Origin of the sequence: Hoylesella timonensis 4401737 = DSM 22865 = JCM 15640 (assembly GCF_000455445.1) — a bacterium.
Lineage (GTDB): Bacteria > Bacteroidota > Bacteroidia > Bacteroidales > Bacteroidaceae > Prevotella > Prevotella timonensis.
Genome location: NZ_HG417091.1, coordinates 71,715 through 88,979, shown reverse-complemented (window position 1 = coordinate 88,979; position 17,265 = coordinate 71,715). Strand labels below are relative to the sequence as shown.

General features: G+C 41.9%; 11 protein-coding genes and 1 pseudogene. 3 read left to right on the top strand and 9 right to left on the bottom strand.

What is annotated here, in order from left to right:
* On the top strand, window positions 1-226 hold a 226-nt coding region (locus BN35_RS12970), incomplete at its 5' end, for a transposase (RefSeq protein WP_145992922.1).
* 127 nt (window positions 227-353) lie between these two features.
* Window positions 354-491, top strand: a pseudogene (locus BN35_RS14040) (GNAT family N-acetyltransferase); the annotation flags it as partial.
* On the opposite strand, the gene BN35_RS02505 reads toward BN35_RS14040, so the two are convergent.
* From BN35_RS02505 to BN35_RS02475, 8 genes are all read right to left on the bottom strand, one after another.
* Complete coding sequence (locus BN35_RS02505; RefSeq protein WP_028901134.1) at window positions 475-3,033, bottom strand: peptidase associated/transthyretin-like domain-containing protein; 2,559 nt, start codon at window positions 3,031-3,033, stop codon at window positions 475-477. The pseudogene BN35_RS14040 and the gene BN35_RS02505 sit on opposite strands and share 17 nt — an antisense overlap.
* Before the next feature lie 49 nt (window positions 3,034-3,082).
* Window positions 3,083-4,435: a sodium:proton antiporter NhaD gene (nhaD, locus tag BN35_RS02500; protein ID WP_025072430.1), complete on the bottom strand. Its 1,353-nt coding sequence runs from the start codon at window positions 4,433-4,435 to the stop codon at window positions 3,083-3,085.
* A gap of 414 nt (window positions 4,436-4,849) precedes the next feature.
* The gene (locus BN35_RS02495; RefSeq protein WP_081411453.1) at window positions 4,850-6,367 is read right to left on the bottom strand and encodes a RagB/SusD family nutrient uptake outer membrane protein; all 1,518 of its coding nucleotides are present in this window, start codon (window positions 6,365-6,367) and stop codon (window positions 4,850-4,852) included.
* Between the two features lie 35 nt (window positions 6,368-6,402).
* Entirely contained in the window at window positions 6,403-9,453 is a 3,051-nt protein-coding gene (locus BN35_RS02490) for a SusC/RagA family TonB-linked outer membrane protein (RefSeq protein WP_028901136.1), read from the bottom strand.
* A gap of 114 nt (window positions 9,454-9,567) precedes the next feature.
* Entirely contained in the window at window positions 9,568-11,073 is a 1,506-nt protein-coding gene (locus BN35_RS02485) for a Kelch repeat-containing protein (protein ID WP_025072424.1), read from the bottom strand.
* A 118-nt stretch (window positions 11,074-11,191) separates the two neighbouring features.
* On the bottom strand, window positions 11,192-12,388 hold the full coding sequence (locus tag BN35_RS02480) for a TlpA family protein disulfide reductase (RefSeq protein ID WP_161625548.1): 1,197 nt from the start codon (window positions 12,386-12,388) through the stop codon (window positions 11,192-11,194).
* Between the two features lie 368 nt (window positions 12,389-12,756).
* Window positions 12,757-12,852, bottom strand: a complete 96-nt coding sequence (locus BN35_RS14335) for a cysteine peptidase family C39 domain-containing protein (RefSeq protein ID WP_081411454.1) — start codon at window positions 12,850-12,852, stop codon at window positions 12,757-12,759.
* A gap of 27 nt (window positions 12,853-12,879) precedes the next feature.
* Window positions 12,880-15,198 carry a TonB-dependent receptor domain-containing protein gene (locus tag BN35_RS02475; protein WP_028901137.1) on the bottom strand — a complete coding sequence of 773 codons (2,319 nt, stop codon included), beginning with the start codon at window positions 15,196-15,198 and terminating at the stop codon, window positions 12,880-12,882.
* 268 nt (window positions 15,199-15,466) lie between these two features.
* On the opposite strand from BN35_RS02475, the gene BN35_RS02470 reads away from it, so the two are divergent.
* Window positions 15,467-16,222 (top strand): helix-turn-helix domain-containing protein, encoded by a 756-nt coding sequence (locus BN35_RS02470; protein ID WP_025072421.1) that lies wholly within the window; start codon window positions 15,467-15,469, stop codon window positions 16,220-16,222.
* Between the two features lie 14 nt (window positions 16,223-16,236).
* On the opposite strand, the gene BN35_RS02465 is transcribed toward BN35_RS02470, so the two are convergent.
* The gene (locus BN35_RS02465; RefSeq protein WP_025072420.1) at window positions 16,237-16,986 is read right to left on the bottom strand and encodes a ThiF family adenylyltransferase; all 750 of its coding nucleotides are present in this window, start codon (window positions 16,984-16,986) and stop codon (window positions 16,237-16,239) included.
* Between the last annotated feature and the right edge of the window lie 279 nt (window positions 16,987-17,265).

The window sequence follows — 17,265 nt, the reverse complement described above, 5'->3', positions numbered from 1 at the left end:
CGTAAGGGGACGTAAGCTAACGGAAAGAGAGCAGCGTGTTAATGTAGCTATCAGCAAGACACGGTACAAAGTGGAACGTACCTTTGGCTCTATTCACAGATGGTTTCATGGTGGGATAGCCAGATATGTAGGTTTAGATAAGACTCACGCACAACACATCATGGAGGCTATTGCCTACAATTTATATCGAACTCCAGGGATAATTGTGTCTAATTCTCTCAAATAAAGGGAGAATATGAGATGAAATAGAGCATATACAGCCTAAAAATCAAAAATATAGACCGCAGGTGAGCCAATAGTGATCAAAAACAAGAATAATAGAGAATGGGGTAAGGTTTTGCAGAGGTCTCAAAATTGGACTTTTAGTGGACAAAGACAATCCACATGCAGAGCGCCTCTACACAACCCAAGGGTTTCGGTATGTAGACGACACCGATTGGGGTGGACATCCCATGAAACACCTACAATATTTGATTACTTTTTACGGATAGGATAAGAAAAAGCGTTCAGTGATGCGGGTACGCCATCTACGAGCGTCTCCGCACACACATTCATATAAGTTGTGTAACTTCCATTGTAATATTCTACAACCGCTATTCCATTTTCGTCTGTCTTCAAATTCGGATTCCAATATAAAGTGCGACGCATCTCATCGGCATTGCTGTCAAAGTATCCACTCTCTGGATAGATGGGCGAATAAAAAGCTTTTGGCTCGTCATATCCTTGAATCACTGTGCGGCGGATACCTCGTGATGGGCGATAGTTTTTGTTAGAACTCCAATTGTCAGCCATCTTGAACGCACAACGTACTACATACTTGTTGAGTTCTGTTTGACTGGCAGTGTCTACACGTAAATGAGTATAAGCATCGGTGAGTTCAGACTTCCGTATGCGATAGTTATCGTCAACTGAATAAGCGTATCTGTTAAACTTGTCCATGTACAACATTGCCGTTTCTACCATGTCGAGGTCTTTCTCTATATAGGGCAGTTGTATCTCTTCTCCATTCACGCTATATCGCAGCGGATTAACACCATATTGCGTTCCTTCTGGGTTAATTAGTGGGTTAAGGTTGTGCAAGAAAAATCCCACCTCGTTGGATACATACTTCCCTTCGTCGCGTAGCTTGTCAATATGTTTACGAATATTATAAAAGGCAAGAATATCTCGTTCAAACGACTCTGTGTCTTTCAAAGTATTATGACGCTTTTTGCCCTTCACCACCACCTCGTCTATTTGCAAAGCATTCGCTTCAAGTTGATTTGTTGTAAGCGAATCGACCAATTGTTGCAGTGCCAAAGTGTCTACAGGTTCCTCCCAAGTGGGGTGCAACTCTCGCCAATCATAAGCTCTTAAGCCAGGTTCAAAATTGCGATAAAGACTCACATCGGCATAACGATTCTTTTGCTTACCATTACGTTTGGTCTGAATGACAGACTCCATTCGCCCATACATATCGTCCATTGGCAGACTGAAATTCCCTAACGAGTCGGTATAGGTAGCCCCCGACACATAAATTGTGTCGCGCTTACCTAACACTGTAACGGCAATATTAGACTGTTGTTTGCCAAACCAAGAGTCTACATGCCCATACAGGGTCAGGTTTGGTTCGGGCATTTGCTTCGGTTCAAACGGCTTCTCACCGATAAGCTGAGTTATATCATATTGTCTCCAACCACGAATAAGCAACAAATTGTCTAACAATTTGCGCCTTCCCCTACTCTGTTCTTCAAAATAATACGTTGGTTGATGAATATAACCTTTTAAATCGGAAGTGAGCAGTAAGTCAGTTTCAATGGTTTGAGAGGCTGGTATATAGTCGGTTCGTTCACCATCACGTATGGCTATCGACACACTGGCATTGCGCACAGGCTTCCCTTCCGTATCGGTAACCTTTACCTCATAGCGTGCTTTCTGATAGGGCGTGTACACCTTATTATCGCTAACACCTTTCATGGTGATTGTCTTCTTTGGATAGGAAAAACAAAAACGGTCGCAAAGAGTATGTCCAGCTGCATTGATAAGCGACATACGCACAATGCCAGGAGGTAAGTCTGATTTCATAATTCGCAGTGTCTTCGACACCTTACCCACAAATTCTATGGTGTTGAAACTATGCGGTGTTCCTTGAGAAAAGGTGAACAATGCCAAGGAATCTGTCAACGATTCTGAACTTCTCTTCACCGTCACATCGAAAGATGTTTCTCGGTTTGCTACAGACATGGAATAACCTTGTGGCAAAGCTTTTGGCAACTCGAAGCGATAAGTTCTGCCTCGAAAAAGGATTTCTACATTGGCGGGCTGTTCACCTGGTATATACATGAAGCTCCCCATCCCATCATGAATCGTAGAAATGGGAATTGTACGTTCGCCCGAAGGAGAAAGTAAGAATCCATCAAGGTTTACAAAACCGCTGTCACGGCTCACTGTTTCGAATCCAATCACACAGGGAATGCCTTGCACCAAGTTACCGCCCTCAGGGTAAAAGCGAACTTCTAACTCGTCTTTTTGAGGAAGCGGACGTTGCGCCATACTCTTATCCATGTTGTATACAGCAATACTCCTTGGTGACTCCTTATGTGTGAGCCGTTTCCGATATATGGGAATGGTTTGTGAAAAGTACGATGCATCGTCAAAAGCCAACATCCAACGGGTGTAAGCTCGTATCTCATAATAACCCGTGAAAAAGGCATTCGTCAGTGCAATATGCCCTTCTCCCTCGCCATCGTGCAACTTAATGATATGGCGCTCCATTACATTGCCGAGCTGATCGAGCAATTCTACATAAAGCGGTTTACTGATACTGCTCAACTGATTATTTGTAGCCGTTACAACATACGCCTTAAACCATATAGTATCACCTTGGTAATAGCTGCTGTTATCTAAATGCAAATGCACCTTCTCCCGTGGAAACGTTTTGGAAAAGGTTACAGCATTTGCAAAAAAACGTTCAAAAACAGAACTGTTTTGTGCCGTAGCAGGAAGTATTCCCAGCAACAACACAAATAGACTACAAATAATTTTATCAATCATGTTGTTGCCAGGTTATGTTATTATCAATCAATCGTAATCAGCGATAAACTTATATAACTGCCGGGAAAATGAAAGTACGAATGACCCAATAGCATAAGATTCCTGATAAATAACTTACCATAGCAATCCAACTAACATGCTTGAGGTACCAACCAAAGGTTATCTTCTCCAATCCCATGACAACCACGCCAGCAGCACTACCCACGATAAGGATAGAACCTCCCACACCAGCACAGTATGCCAACAACTGCCAGAAGATGCCATCTACTGCCATATCTCCTGCTGCCTCGATTGGATACATGCCCATACATCCAGCCACTAATGGAACATTATCAACGATACTTGAAATAACACCAATGATACCCGTCACAATGTAATGGTTACCGTTAGACGCGTCATTGAGCCATTTGCCAAGTCCTTCTAACACACCTATTTGTTCCAAACTCGCTACCGCCATGAGGATACCGAGGAAGAACAGAATAGTGGACATATCAATATTAGATAACAAATTGCTAACACGCTTGGTCATACCGTCCTTTTTGCGATGCAATCTGCGGTAAAACACCTCGGTCACGGTCCATAACACGCCCAATACTAAGAGGATACCCACAAAAGGAGGTAAATGCGTAATGCTCTTAAAAATAGGAACAAACATTAATCCGCCCACACCCAAGAAGAAAATTATCTTGCGTTGTGTACTGCTAAAGTCAAGCACCTGATAGTCGGAGGTAACATGAACATCAGCAGGTTCTAACTCGCCCTTCAATTGATATTGCATAATAAACGCTGGTACAACCATTGCTACCAACGATGGGACAAAGATTTCCTCTATAACACCTGCTGTGGTGATAGTTCCCTTGTTCCACAACATAATGGTAGTAACGTCTCCAATGGGCGAAAAAGCTCCACCTGAATTGGCGGCTATAATAACTAAGGAGGCATAGATAAGACGGTCTTCGTGTGACTTCACCAGCTTGCGTAGTATCATAATCATCACGATACTGGTAGTAAGGTTGTCGAGCACAGCAGACAGGAAGAAAGTCATAAAGGCAATGCGCCACAACAATGAGCGCTTGCTCTTGGTCTTCATAACATCTCGTACGAAGTTGAAACCGCCATTTTGGTCGACTACTTCTACAATCGTCATCGCACCCATCAAGAAGAACAAAGTTGTAGACGTGCTACCCAAATGCTTTTCAATCACACTACTCACCTCGTTTACCAACGCTTGTCCAGAAAACCCAGGCAAATAGGTATTAGGATCCAGCATGAACAGTGTCCAACAAGCCACGAACATCAGCAAGGCAACAGCTGCCTTGTTCACTTTTGTAACACTCTCTATGGCTATAAATAAATAGCCAATACAAAAAACGATAACAATCGCTAATGTCAAAGATGCCATAAAATAAAAACTTAAAACCTTTTTAATGAAAATAAACGGACATACAGGCATTGTTTTTTAGAATGCCATCCGCCCACACTTTTATTGCTAACAACCTATAAAAGAGCATGTGTCAGTTCTTCATAGATTAAATTGTTTGCAAAGATAAGTTTTGAAAACTATTCTACCAAATAAAAGCAGGTGTTTATTTTTACAATTGCTGTTTTGTCATCTTAGCATGTCATATCGAGACTATTATCATCTTGTCGCTACAGTTCTTTTGGAAAATAATGTAAATAGGCTACCCCAGTTCGGACTAAGCTCAAACTGGGGTAATTGCTTAAAGAGGATAAAACGAGTTTCGTTATTCCTAAAAAGGGGTCAAACACTCATGACTCATTTAAGAGCAAGACTCATGAGAAAGCCTTGCAGAAACTATTTGATGTATCCTGCGTTCTGACGTATAAGTCCTTTGGTAATACGCAACTCATAATCTGGTACCGGCAAATTCCAACGATTGGGCGTCACGGCACTTAACGTCTTATCCTTTAAGAGATTGTTGGTTCGCATAAGATCCCAACGATAATGGCCCTCATACGCCAACTCATGTCGCCTTTCCAGCAAGATGGCTTTCAGCAATGATTGCGTATCAAGAAAATCAGACACGGTGAATCGTTGCGGTTTCATACCATCAGGAAAGGCTCGTTGGTGGATGTCGTTGAGTTGGTCAATAGCCTGTCGTGACACACTGTTGGTGGTACGGACAAGCGTCTCTGCATAAGTGAGCTTCATCTCTGCCAGTCGCATATAGATAACGTCATCGTACATGCCCCCACAGTATTTGCGCGTAGTGAGGTCGTTAGGGTTGTCTGAAGTGGAACCTGTCACGATCAGTTGTGAACGTCGAACGTCGTTAGGCGCATAATTCTCGACAGCAGTTCGAGGAACATAGAAAAGTCGTTTTTGATAATAACGCATCCCGTTAGGGTAATTGGCAGTGTATATGCGGCTTGGCTCGAAGAACATAAGCTCGCTACTATACGCTGTAGGATTTGGATAGCCTGTTGACTGCGAGAACTCATTAGACGGGAAAAGGTTGTCCGTATATTCGTTAGGCGAATTAGAGAAACCATACGCTCCACTATTCAGTACTTCTGCCGCATATTTTTCAGCCAACTGCAACTCTCCCATGTTGTTCGTAAACGTTCCTTTGTAGAGGTACACGCGGCTAAGCAGTCCCTGTGCAACGCTTTTGTTGGCTCTAACTCGAGCCGATGGTGAAGGAACAGACTGTGGTAAGTCGACAATGGCTTCTTGAAGGTCGGTGATAATTTGTTTCCAGCATTCAGCATTACTTACACGAGGTTGGTGATTATTGGGATCATATCCTTTGTAAGGTTCAAGACGCATCACCAATCCGTCTCCCGCATCATTGCCAAGAAGCGCTTGGTCACCAAACAGACAAAGCATATAGAAGTAAGCGTATGCCCTGATGAACTTAGCCTCAGCGATATGTTGGCGTTTCACTTCGTCCTTGTATTGCCCATACGCCTCAACACCATGGATAACGTTGTTGGCGTAGTCAATCACATTGTAGCCCCATTGCCATACATAATATAACAATTGGCCGTGTTCGTTGGCAGTGTATTGACTGGTCTCAACCGCCACGAGCGTTGTAGACGATGGTCTTACTTTGAGATTGTCAGTCGTTAAGTCAGCCAACATGAGGGCATAACCCATGTTGGAATAATTGTTCTGATCTTGCGGAGCACCGCTAAGAAAGACGTTAAGCCTCACATAACTGCCCGTAAGCGCCGCTTCGGCTGTTTTTTGAGTACGATATACCTTTTCGTCAACGTACACGTTTTCTGGCTCCATGTCCAAATCACAGCTAAACAGTGAGAAGACGAGGACTGTAGAGAGCAGGGTTCGCAAATGATTTTTATATTTCATCTTAATTTTCCTTAGATAATGAACTACCTTTCGTTTTAGAATGTTGCGCTCACGCCAAACTGCATACTGCGAGACGATGGCATGGTGCAGTTGTCGTATCCTGACGCTGTGACCGAAGAGCCAAAAGCACTAACCTCTGGATCCAGTCCGCTGTAACCTGTCACCGTGAACAGGTTCGTAAACGTTGCATAGATACGCAGCTGCCTACATAGCTTATACCGGCGTAACAATGCTGGTGAAACATGGTAGGACAAGGTAAGCGTTTTTAGTCTTAGATAGGAGTTATTCTCCAAAAAGCGATCAGAAGTAACGGCAGTAGTGTAGTCGTAAGCTCCGATGATAGATGCATTGTTGAGCTTTGGAATATCGGTTATCTGTCCTGGCACCTGCCAAAGGTTCATCATCTCCTTGGACAAGTTGGTGGCGTTCTGGGTGTAGGTAAGCATCGTAGCTCGAGTGGCGTTAATCATATGGCTACCCAACGCGTAGTTAAAGAAGATATCAAGCTCAAAATTACGATACGTCAGCGAGTTACTAATCGATCCATAAACCGTTGGCAATGCCGTTCCACAAACAAATTTGTTGAGTTGCGATGTTTCGTTATTGGCTGCTGGTGGCACCGTAGATTGTGTTCCGTCTGCATAAGTCCAGAGCGGATCGCCAGTATCTGGATCCACGCCTGCCCATCGATGCAGGTACCACTGGGCTGCCGCCTTTCCCTCTTGATAGTACTTAAAAGAGCTGTTCAGCTGGTCAAGCTGATTGCCTTCAAAGTTTAATTTAAGTATTTTATTCGTTGTCGTGGATACATTGAGTACCGTTTGCCAACCAAAATTCTTGCCAACGATATTCTCACTAATGATTTGAAGGTCAAGTCCAGAATTCATCATGTCGGCAATGTTTTGATTCTCTTTTTTGTATCCCGTGTATAAAGGGAGATTAGAAGGGAAGAGCATGTTGGTAGTTTTCTTGTAATAATAGTCCAACGTGAGCTTGAGACGACTTTTGAAAGCCTCTAAGTCAAGCCCTCCATTCCAGGTCAAGGTATGTTCCCAGTTGAGGTTGTCATTGCCAGGTTGCGACATTTGCAGATAGTTGCGGTCGCCATAGTTGACTGCAGAATTGAGCTTATAGGTCGCTTGGGCACCATAGTAACTATTGTTGCCGTCTTTGCTCGACACACCAAACGATGCGCGCAGCTTGGCTTGGTTAATGAAAGGCAGTGCCTTACGAAAGAAGCGCTCGTTTGACATACGCCATCCGGCACTCACTGATGGTGTTCCTAAGTAACGGTGTGAACGATTAAATCGAGAAGACCCATCTATACGATAGGTCAAGCCCAGCATGTATTTCATTCGATACTGATAGTTCATTCTCGCAAAGGCAGAGAATAGAGCTGACTGTTGTGAATAGGCACTGATGACACGTTTGGATCGGGCAGCACCAACTCCAACCAAATCAGGACTAAAGAAATCATCTCCCGCCACAGCGTTCAAACGTTCACGAGAGTACTCATAACTCTGTCCTACAATGCCTTGCATGAAGTGATCACCAAACACCTTGTTGACATTCAGCGTATTGGTCACCACGTATTTCGTGTTAAGTGTGGTGGTTTCTTGTGCTTGATTACCAGCTACGCCCTTGACATGGTCGGGTAAAGCTCCTTTCCTAATGGACGAAAAAGAATTGTATAAATCTGTTCCAATCTCAGAACGGAGTATCAACCAACTCATGGGATGCCACTCAAGGTATGCGTTTCCGATAGTTCGAGTGTCTTCGCTGCCTTCGTCATTAATATAAGCCTGCGCCACAGGGTTGTAGGTCTCGGGGTCACCTTTACTGTTAGGTGCATATCCATAATAATACGCTCCATCTTCATCATATATAGGAAGGTTTGGTGCTTTCTTAATCGCTGATGCAAAGATTTCAGGAGCTTGCAAGGCGTTGTTGTCCAAACGGGAAATAGAAACGTTGACGCCAAGATCGAGTTTTGAACTGATTGCAGTAGTAAGGTTCAGTCGTGCTGAATAACGTTTCATGTTGTTATTGATAACATACGAGTCGTTATCTGACGCTGCCAAGCTCAAGAAATAAACCGTCTTTTGAGTTCCACCAGAGAATGAAGCGGAGACGTTGTGGCTCACTGCCGTTCGTGTTACTGCATCAATCCAATCGGTGTCATAGAGTTCAGGGAAGTTCATCCCATTAAAATATTGTGAGTAGATTTGCGCATACTGCTTTCCGTTGAGCAATTTGAGTTTACCCAAGGGATTGTCCACGCCCAAGGTATAGTTGACCGTAACACGAGGGCGTGCCTGGCTACCCTTCTTGGTAGTGATGAGTACCACTCCAGAGGCGCCACGTGAACCATATATAGCAGTGGCAAAAGCATCCTTTAGAATTTCGATGCTCTCAATATCATCAGGGTTGAGCGTAGCAAGCGGATTCTTTTCGAACGAATATTTTAGGTCAGTGTTATATTGCAAGGACCCGCCACCAGTTTGCATACCCATCATGGAGGCTGCAGGTATTGCTCCTCCAGATACATCGGTGGAGTTGGCAGAACGGTCTGTACCGTAGATAGGCACCCCATCGATGACATAAAGGGGGTTGTTGTCTCCAATGATGGAGCTTAAGCCACGAATGGTCAAGACGTTAGCAGAGCCCAAAGCACCCGACGATGTGGTCATGAAAACACCAGGAGCCTTGCCTTGCAACATCTGGTCCACAGACCGAAAGGAAACATTGTCATCGAGCTTTACTGATGCCACCGACCCCGTGAGGTCACGACGCTCTTGCTTACTATAACCAGTCACGACAAGGTCGGCAAGTACAACATCCTTGCTTTCGTGGAGCATGATATCCATGCGATTCGACTTTCCAACGACTCGCTGCTCTTTGTCAAACCCAATAATACTGAACGATAATGTATCTCCGACAGAGGCAATAATATTGTACGCTCCCGTCTGGTTGGTGGTTGTATGCACATTCGTGTGTTTGACAACAACCGAAACCCATTCTATAGGGTTGCCATTACGGTCTACCACGTTGCCATTGATGACCTTTTGTTGAGCGCGAATCGACACGCATGATAGAAAGATTAGAAAAAGAATGAAAAGAGCTTTTTTCATAGTGCTAAAAAAGAAAGCTTCTCCTATGCACTCAAAGGCAACGGGAGAAGCTTTGTTGTTTTTATATTGTTACTTCATTGCCGCATTCCAAGTAGTATTTGACCACTTAAACGGCTGCTGTGGAAACGCATAATTGCCTGTAGACACACTTTCGTAGCCGCCAAAGAACCAAGCTCCTTGTCCTGCCACGACACCCGCAGCGTAACGTACTCCTGTGAAACCTTCTGCACTCACCTCTGTCCAATGTATGCAGTCGGTAGAACGATAAACCTTGGTATTCAACACACGTGTCTTGTCTTCCTTGTAAATCTCACCACCCATGATATAAACGACATTGTCTGTAGCTACAACAGTAGCTTGGTAAAGATTGCTGAATCCTTCGACATTTTCAGCTTCTTTCTTCCACACTTTGCCATCGGTAGATGAGTAAACAGCATTATTCATGAATTTTGCATCTATAAAATTAGTAAAGCCACCTACGATGTAGAGCTTTCCCTTGAAAGAGAAGAAGTTTGCACCAATGGATGGCAAGTAAATAGATTTACCTTGGTCATCAAGTGTAGAGATGACTTTCCATTCATAGCCATTAGAAGACTCAAGCATATTGTTGGCTCCCTGTGCCATTCCCATGAACATGGTAAAACCTCCACTTTGGAAAATCTTACCATTCAATATAGCATAGCTACAATATGGGTTGTTATACAGCCAAGTGTCTTCTGGTTCAACTGCTTTCCCCTCGTCCTCCACTTTCAACTTTTCAGCCAGCGATTCAAAGTTTGTACCATCACTTGTGACATACCCACGCCACACTTTGATAACAGGAGCAGGTCCCATCCATCCGTCCTCAATCTCGGCTGGAATTCCATATTTATCTGCACCCAACGTACGAATGCCACCTAAGACATAGAGTTTGTCGCTAAATACAACCAATCGTGCTCCTTCTCCGCCAATGACGTCTTGTTTGGGCGATACGGCATAGTTTACCTCTTGCCAATCAATACCATTGATAGAACTGAAGAGCTGATAATGTTCTTCACCCTCACCTTTCTTTTCTCCAGTTGCTTTGGCACTGACAACGAGCGCATAAAACTTTCCCTTAAAGGAAACTACGTCTTGCCAAACGGCACCATTTACAGAACCTGGCATTGCACTTGACTTTTTGACAAGACCCTCTTTCAGGTTTTTGGCACGTACCACATTCAACTTATATGTCACTGTCTTCCCTGATGAGCCTTTGACTTGCAAAGTCACAGGATTGTTGGCATTCACCGTTACACCATCGGCACCAACTTCCTTACCATTGTAGCTCACTGTGGTCTCGAGCGTAGGAGTCACCTTTAAGACCGCTTCGGACAGAGCAGTCTCCGTCACATCCCAAGCCAAACTGTCGTTGGTGTTTTCTATCGTGGCGTTATCTTTTGGCACCAACTTATATGACACCGTACTACCCATAGGTGTGATAGTACCCGACACAATACCAACTGCCTGTTCTTTTGTGTCTTCATCATCTGAACAAGCGGTAAATGCTGCAACTACAGTTGCAAGCAATATAAAAACAGAATACTTCAATTTCATAGTCAAAACCTTTTATATTAATACAACACAACTATCTTAAACGCTAAATCTTTCTTTCTTCGAACAGCTCGAACCTATCCATCCACCCGCTGTCTCGGGTGAATGGCTTTAGGTTTGTTTACATGGACATGGCACCCATGCTAATGCTGGTGCCTTTCTCTTCAGCTGGAGCTTTTCCAGCTAACACATCTTCTACACCTTTCCTTATTTCGTCCCCACGAACATGTTTTCTGTAAATGCGTCCGTCTTTATCAATAATAAGGATAAATGGAATGCCAGAGAATTGATAGAGATCCATTACCTCTTTTCCTCCATCAGACACCCAACCTTGATGCCAAGGCATACCTTCTTCACTCATGGCTTTCACCCATGCGTCACGCTTTGCATCAATTGAAACGCTCATAAACTCAACACCTTTATCTTTGAAATCGGCATATATTTTCTTGAGATTAGGTATTTCCTGGCGACAAGGTCCACACCAGCTGGCCCAGAAGTCGAGTACAAGCACTTTACCCTTAAAGTTTGCAGGGCGAATTGTCTTACCTTTTGGCGATTTGCATTCGAAAGCAGGCATGGGTGCACCAACCTTGACACGCTCAATGCGCATCTTCTCTTCTACCTTATCTTTGTGGAATTGCGCAGCCAACTCGTTGGCTTGTGGTGATACGGTAGCCAATCGTGCCAGTGCATCATCAATGAGCTTCTTGTCTTTTTCATAATCCAATTGCTCAATAGCCACCATCACACTTGGGCGGTCAGCATAGTGTTCCACATAATAGCGACACCGTGCGTCATAATCATCACCCATGAAATCATAAAGCGCATTGGTCAACGATTTCTGGTTCTCCTCATCGGCAAACTTCGTAACATAAGTTTTTTGTGAATAGACAATCATCGACTGATAATTACGATAAGCATCAAAATTCAACAAGTTCATTAACTCGTTATTTTTACCACCTTTTATATATACGAATGGAGGATTTTTAATTTTAATGGCTGCCGTGTCTACTCCACGAAAATCAATATCCATGTCCTCGTCCTGCAACCAAACATTCACAGCTTGCCATCCGCCACAATCAACCATAGCCTCACCTATCTTATCTGCTGGCACAGATAGGGTATAATTATGGGTAGTTGGATCAACAGTGGTTTCAGCCAACAACTGCTTCAACGTACCCGAGAAGCGATACACACCTACTTTGAAATCGTTCTCAATGAATTTTACATTTCCTTTAATGGTAACTGTGCGTTGACCAAAGGCAAACATGGGAAACAGCAACAGGGCTGCCACCGACATAACACAACAATTCTTCAACAAGTTTTTCATTTATTTACAATAATAATTGTTTGTAATTTAGATTGTTAGTAAACATTTTGTCCACTAAATTTGACGAAAAATAAACAAAAAGAACAATATACACAATATTTCATAACTAAATCATCGTATATTTTATCATTATTACGGTTTGTTTACATTTATTTAATAAACTAAAGGCGTTTTCTTTTTCATTAACGTCCACTAAAAATGGACAAGTTAAAAATTAAATAAATTAGGTTCGCCTGAACTGTTTCAGTCTTTGTTATTTTGGAATATAGTTTTGTCAAAGAGATCTTTGAGATGCGTTGTGCAGTGAGTGACATGCTGACGCTTAGCTATTTTTAGCGGACAGCAATGATATAGCTTTATAGAATATTTTTGCCAAATGACTTACATATCATTTGTAGACAAGCAATTCCACATAACATTGAATCTGATTGACAAACAATTGGATACCTCATATAATAACTATCTCGTCAAGATTATTCTTACATTCTGTTTTTCTGTGCTTGCCCTGCACCTGTACCTTTATACTTACTGGCTGTTGTATTGAAACGATAACGTATAGTTAGTGTTACGGAACTTGAAGAGTAGCCGTCGTAATACGTTGACCGCTGTGAACCAGAATAGAAAATGCGATGTTCGTCAGCGGTCCCAAACAGGTCGTTTACATAAAGTTGCAGTGTAAGGCGGTCATGCAGAAAAGACTTATATAAGGATATATCGGTATTAAAATATCCTCTACGAACATATTTATTTCCCATATTCCCCTCTGTTTGTCCAGACAGTATTATGGAAGCCGTCATCCACTTTGTATCAAGCGTATTAGTCAGTTGGAAAGTTGCAACAGGATTATTTAGATTCTTTGTTTCATTCGTATCCATGTGATACCACTGCTTGAATAGCATCATTTCGAGTGAAGGATTCCATATCCCAAACTTAGGGCTTAATGCTAATGAAACTTGTACATTATTGTACGATGGCGTATTTTCCGGGCGTGCCAGTGTGGTTTGAGGATTATCTTTATACGTCTTTACCAGCGTGCAGATTTCATCCGATATGTGTGTGAACATAGTCGACAGGTTAAGCCATTTCCACGAAAGGGCATAACTTAAATTTTTACTGATGGATGGGACAAGGAAAGGATTTCCTGAATCGTAGGTATAACGGTTGTTAAATTGCACCCCATCGCGAAGTTCATAATATGAAGGACGGTAAATATCAGTAGCATACGTTAGTTGCATCTGTGTTTTTCCAACTGGCAAAGAGAGTGCCAAAGAGGGAAAGAAATTACCATACGTCTTACTTTGATTTGCTACGTACATATTGTGATCATAATAGTTGAAGTTGATGTATTCATATCGTAGTCCAGCCTGTACGTTCAGTTTACCAAAAGTTTTGCTATAATCAACAAATACAGAGGTCATATTCTCTTTTATCCGACTGTTCTCATCGTTTACCACATCTTGCGGCAATACAGTGTAAGATTCTTTCCGGTTGGATGCAGAGAACTCGCTTCCAAACGATAGATTGCCAGACATGAAAGGTACCGAAAGCACCAACTTTGAAGCAAGCAGACGATTATATGTCCGCCGGTCAGAATTAATTTTCTGCACTTTTTCCTGTACTCCTACCTCATTTATTTTCTCGGTATTATTCATCTGTTCTTTTTTTCCAGACCAATAATAATCAGTATTAAAATCAATATTCATTTTTCCTATTTTCCCGACATAATAAACATTGGACAACAATGCTTTTGAATTGCCAGGATACTCGAAATATGACAGCGACTGTTCTGTCTGAACATTATTGCACATAGACAGTCCTTTAATATCTCCAATGGCCAAATTTTTGGCATATCGGTCATAACTGATACTTGCCCCAATAGAGTTATCAGCATTTAACGAGTAACTTGTAGCCAGCTGCACATAAGGATTGACATTAGTGTATTCTTGAGAAACAGCAGAATTCTGTTCCCAAATATCGTCAAGATAGGTCATCTGATGAATTTGCTTGTCATCTTGCTTATGCGTATAGGCCCCATAGAGATGAATGTTCGTGTCCCATCTTCCCTTTCGGTAATTCAACCGCAGACTTTCAACCCAACTCATTCGCTTCTGCTCATTCACTTTCGAGTTAGTCTTACTGTCAATGCTGAATCCTTCGCCGACAGCCTTCTTTGTAGTGATGCGTATCACGCTTTTCACATTTGCATTATAGCGTGCACCCGGATTGGTTATGACCTCTATATTCTTTATCTCGTCAGGCTGCAAGCGTTCCAATTCCATTCCATCGCGCATCTTTCTTCCGTTGATGTATATTTCAGGAGCTCCTCTTCCCAATACTTCGATATTCCCATTCCTTACAGATACATTCGGAATCAGGTCGAGCAGATGCTCCATTGACGGAGTTTTCTCCAATATGCTGCCTGCAACGGTAGTTATCATTCCCTCGTCTTTGAGTAATGTCTTGGGTAATTGGGATTTTACAATGACCTCTCCAAGCAAATGGGAGTCTTCTTCCATCGTTATGATAATGGATGATGCGTCATTACAGTTTATAAACTTCGTCTTATATCCGACAGACGAAACTTTCAAAAGACTTCCTTGATAAAGCTTTTCTATTCGGAAAAAACCATCAATATCACTTGATGTTCCTCCAAGAAACGTAGAATCTTTTGCAGATAGTACTACAATGTTTGCAAATGAGACAGGATTCTGTTTTTCGTCAACGACTTTTCCTGTAACACTTTGCGCAAATGTCTGCAAACTTATTAACATTAATAAAGTAGCAATCAAATTTTTCATAAGAGATATTTCTAAGATGTTTTTAATCAGACTCTTATAACTTCTAACATTACACATTTTGACAGTTATTTTTGCTTTATAATCTTCTCGATTTGATTATTTCTGTTGCAAAAATATTTATATCTCCAAATTCTATCATTACACTTTTGTGTAATTTTTCTTTTCTATCTTGCTTTTTACACTTTTGTGTAATCTTTTAGTGTCGTTTCGAAGAAAAAAAGTATTTTTGCCATAAGATTAAGTGAAGTACCTAATATGTTCGCCATATATGACAGATGTAAAAGAATTCTTTATCGCATCAAATACCGTACGCAACACACCGGACTATGACTCACATGTACTCTCTACATTGGTGCAAACCGTAGAGGCTTTTGCTCGTGTTACCTATCAGAGCGTTTACTTGATAGACTATTACAGGCAGGAGTTTCTTTATGTGTCGGACAACCCTTTGTTTCTTTGTGGGCATACGGCAAGGGAGGTGAAGGAATTAGGGTACAGTTTTTACTTGGAACATGTGCCGGAGGAGGAACAGAAAATGCTTGTTGAGTTGAACAGCAGTGGGTTTAAGTTCTTTGACACTTTTGACAACGTTGATAAATACCAATGTTCTATGTCCTATCATTTTCATCTGAAGAGTGGAACGAGGAGCAAACTGATCAATCATCAGCTTACTCCTATACTATTAACCGATGAGGGCAAGATATGGATTGGAATGTGTGTCGTGTCTCTGTCTTCGCATAAAACAGCTGGACATGTAGAGTTTCACAAGAATGGGCAACAAAAATATTGGAAATACTCTTTCGAGGGACATCGATGGAAGGAATGTGATGGTGTATCGCTTAAAGAAGAAGAGCTTGAAGTTCTCAGACTATCTATGGCTGGTCTTACGATGGCAGAAATTGCAGACAGGATGTGTCGCTCGTTAGACTCCATTAAATTCTACAAACGCCACGCCTTTGAAAAATTAGGTGTGGCGAATATTACAGAAGCTATTTCAAGGGCAACCTTAAACAAATTGTTCTGAAAACCATACTTCGCTTATTGCAAAAGTGAGGAGAAATAGAATTTTGGAAAATAGTTCACAGGTTTTCCTGTAGCAAGATTGTACATTGCCGTTGTACACAATCCCGCTGTAATCCATGATGCTATGGACAGTTGCGGAGGTGGGAGCGTTTCACTTTCTTCTCGATATTGAGTAACTATTTTATCCAGCCACTCCTTTGGCTGATTCCAAAAAGCTCCATGTCCGGTAACATATTCAGCCACCTTTAGTTCAAATCCCTTAAATCCGTCTGCCAATTCTGATATGGAATGTCCCAATGGGTCTGCGATTGTAACAAAACCTGCCAAACCAAAGTTGTATGGGTGCAGTACAGGAATTTTTCTTTCTTTGCATATTTCATCAAAGACGAATGGGGTCTTATCCCTAAAGTCCAAGGCATTGATAGCCACATCATGACCATTCAATAATTTTTCAATGTTGTGTGGGGTCAGAAACTCCGTATGGTAATCTATTTGTGCATTGGGATTAATGCTTTGCAAGCGTTCAGCTAAACACTCCGCTTTGTATCTACCAATGTCATTTTCTGTATAGTTCTGCCTGTTAAGATTGTTTTCCTCCACCTTATCCCCATCAATAATGGTGATATGTTCAAAACCAAATCTTAAAGCACATTCAGCGATTATACTGCCAATACCTGCGCCGCCAAGTAAAATCTTATAATGCTTGATAATACTTTGTTCCCTTTCGCTCACATAGAGCCTGTTTCTACTGTATCTTTGTTCCATAATCAATAATTATTTTTCGCAAAAGTAGAATCTACAAAATAAATATGCACTACACAAAAGTGTAATAATCGTTCAGGTCATTGGTTATTTTAGTTTTTATAACATATTCAGAAAACAAGGAAGGCTCATTAATGCTGAATTTTCTTTACAAAGTGCCTCTCATAACTCGCGTGAAAACAACCAACGGCAAAGTGGGTCGCAAATATGCGAGAAATGAGCGAAGTTTGTAATTCTTTGTTATTAAGCACGTTACGTTTACAATATCTCTTTTCTTTCCTA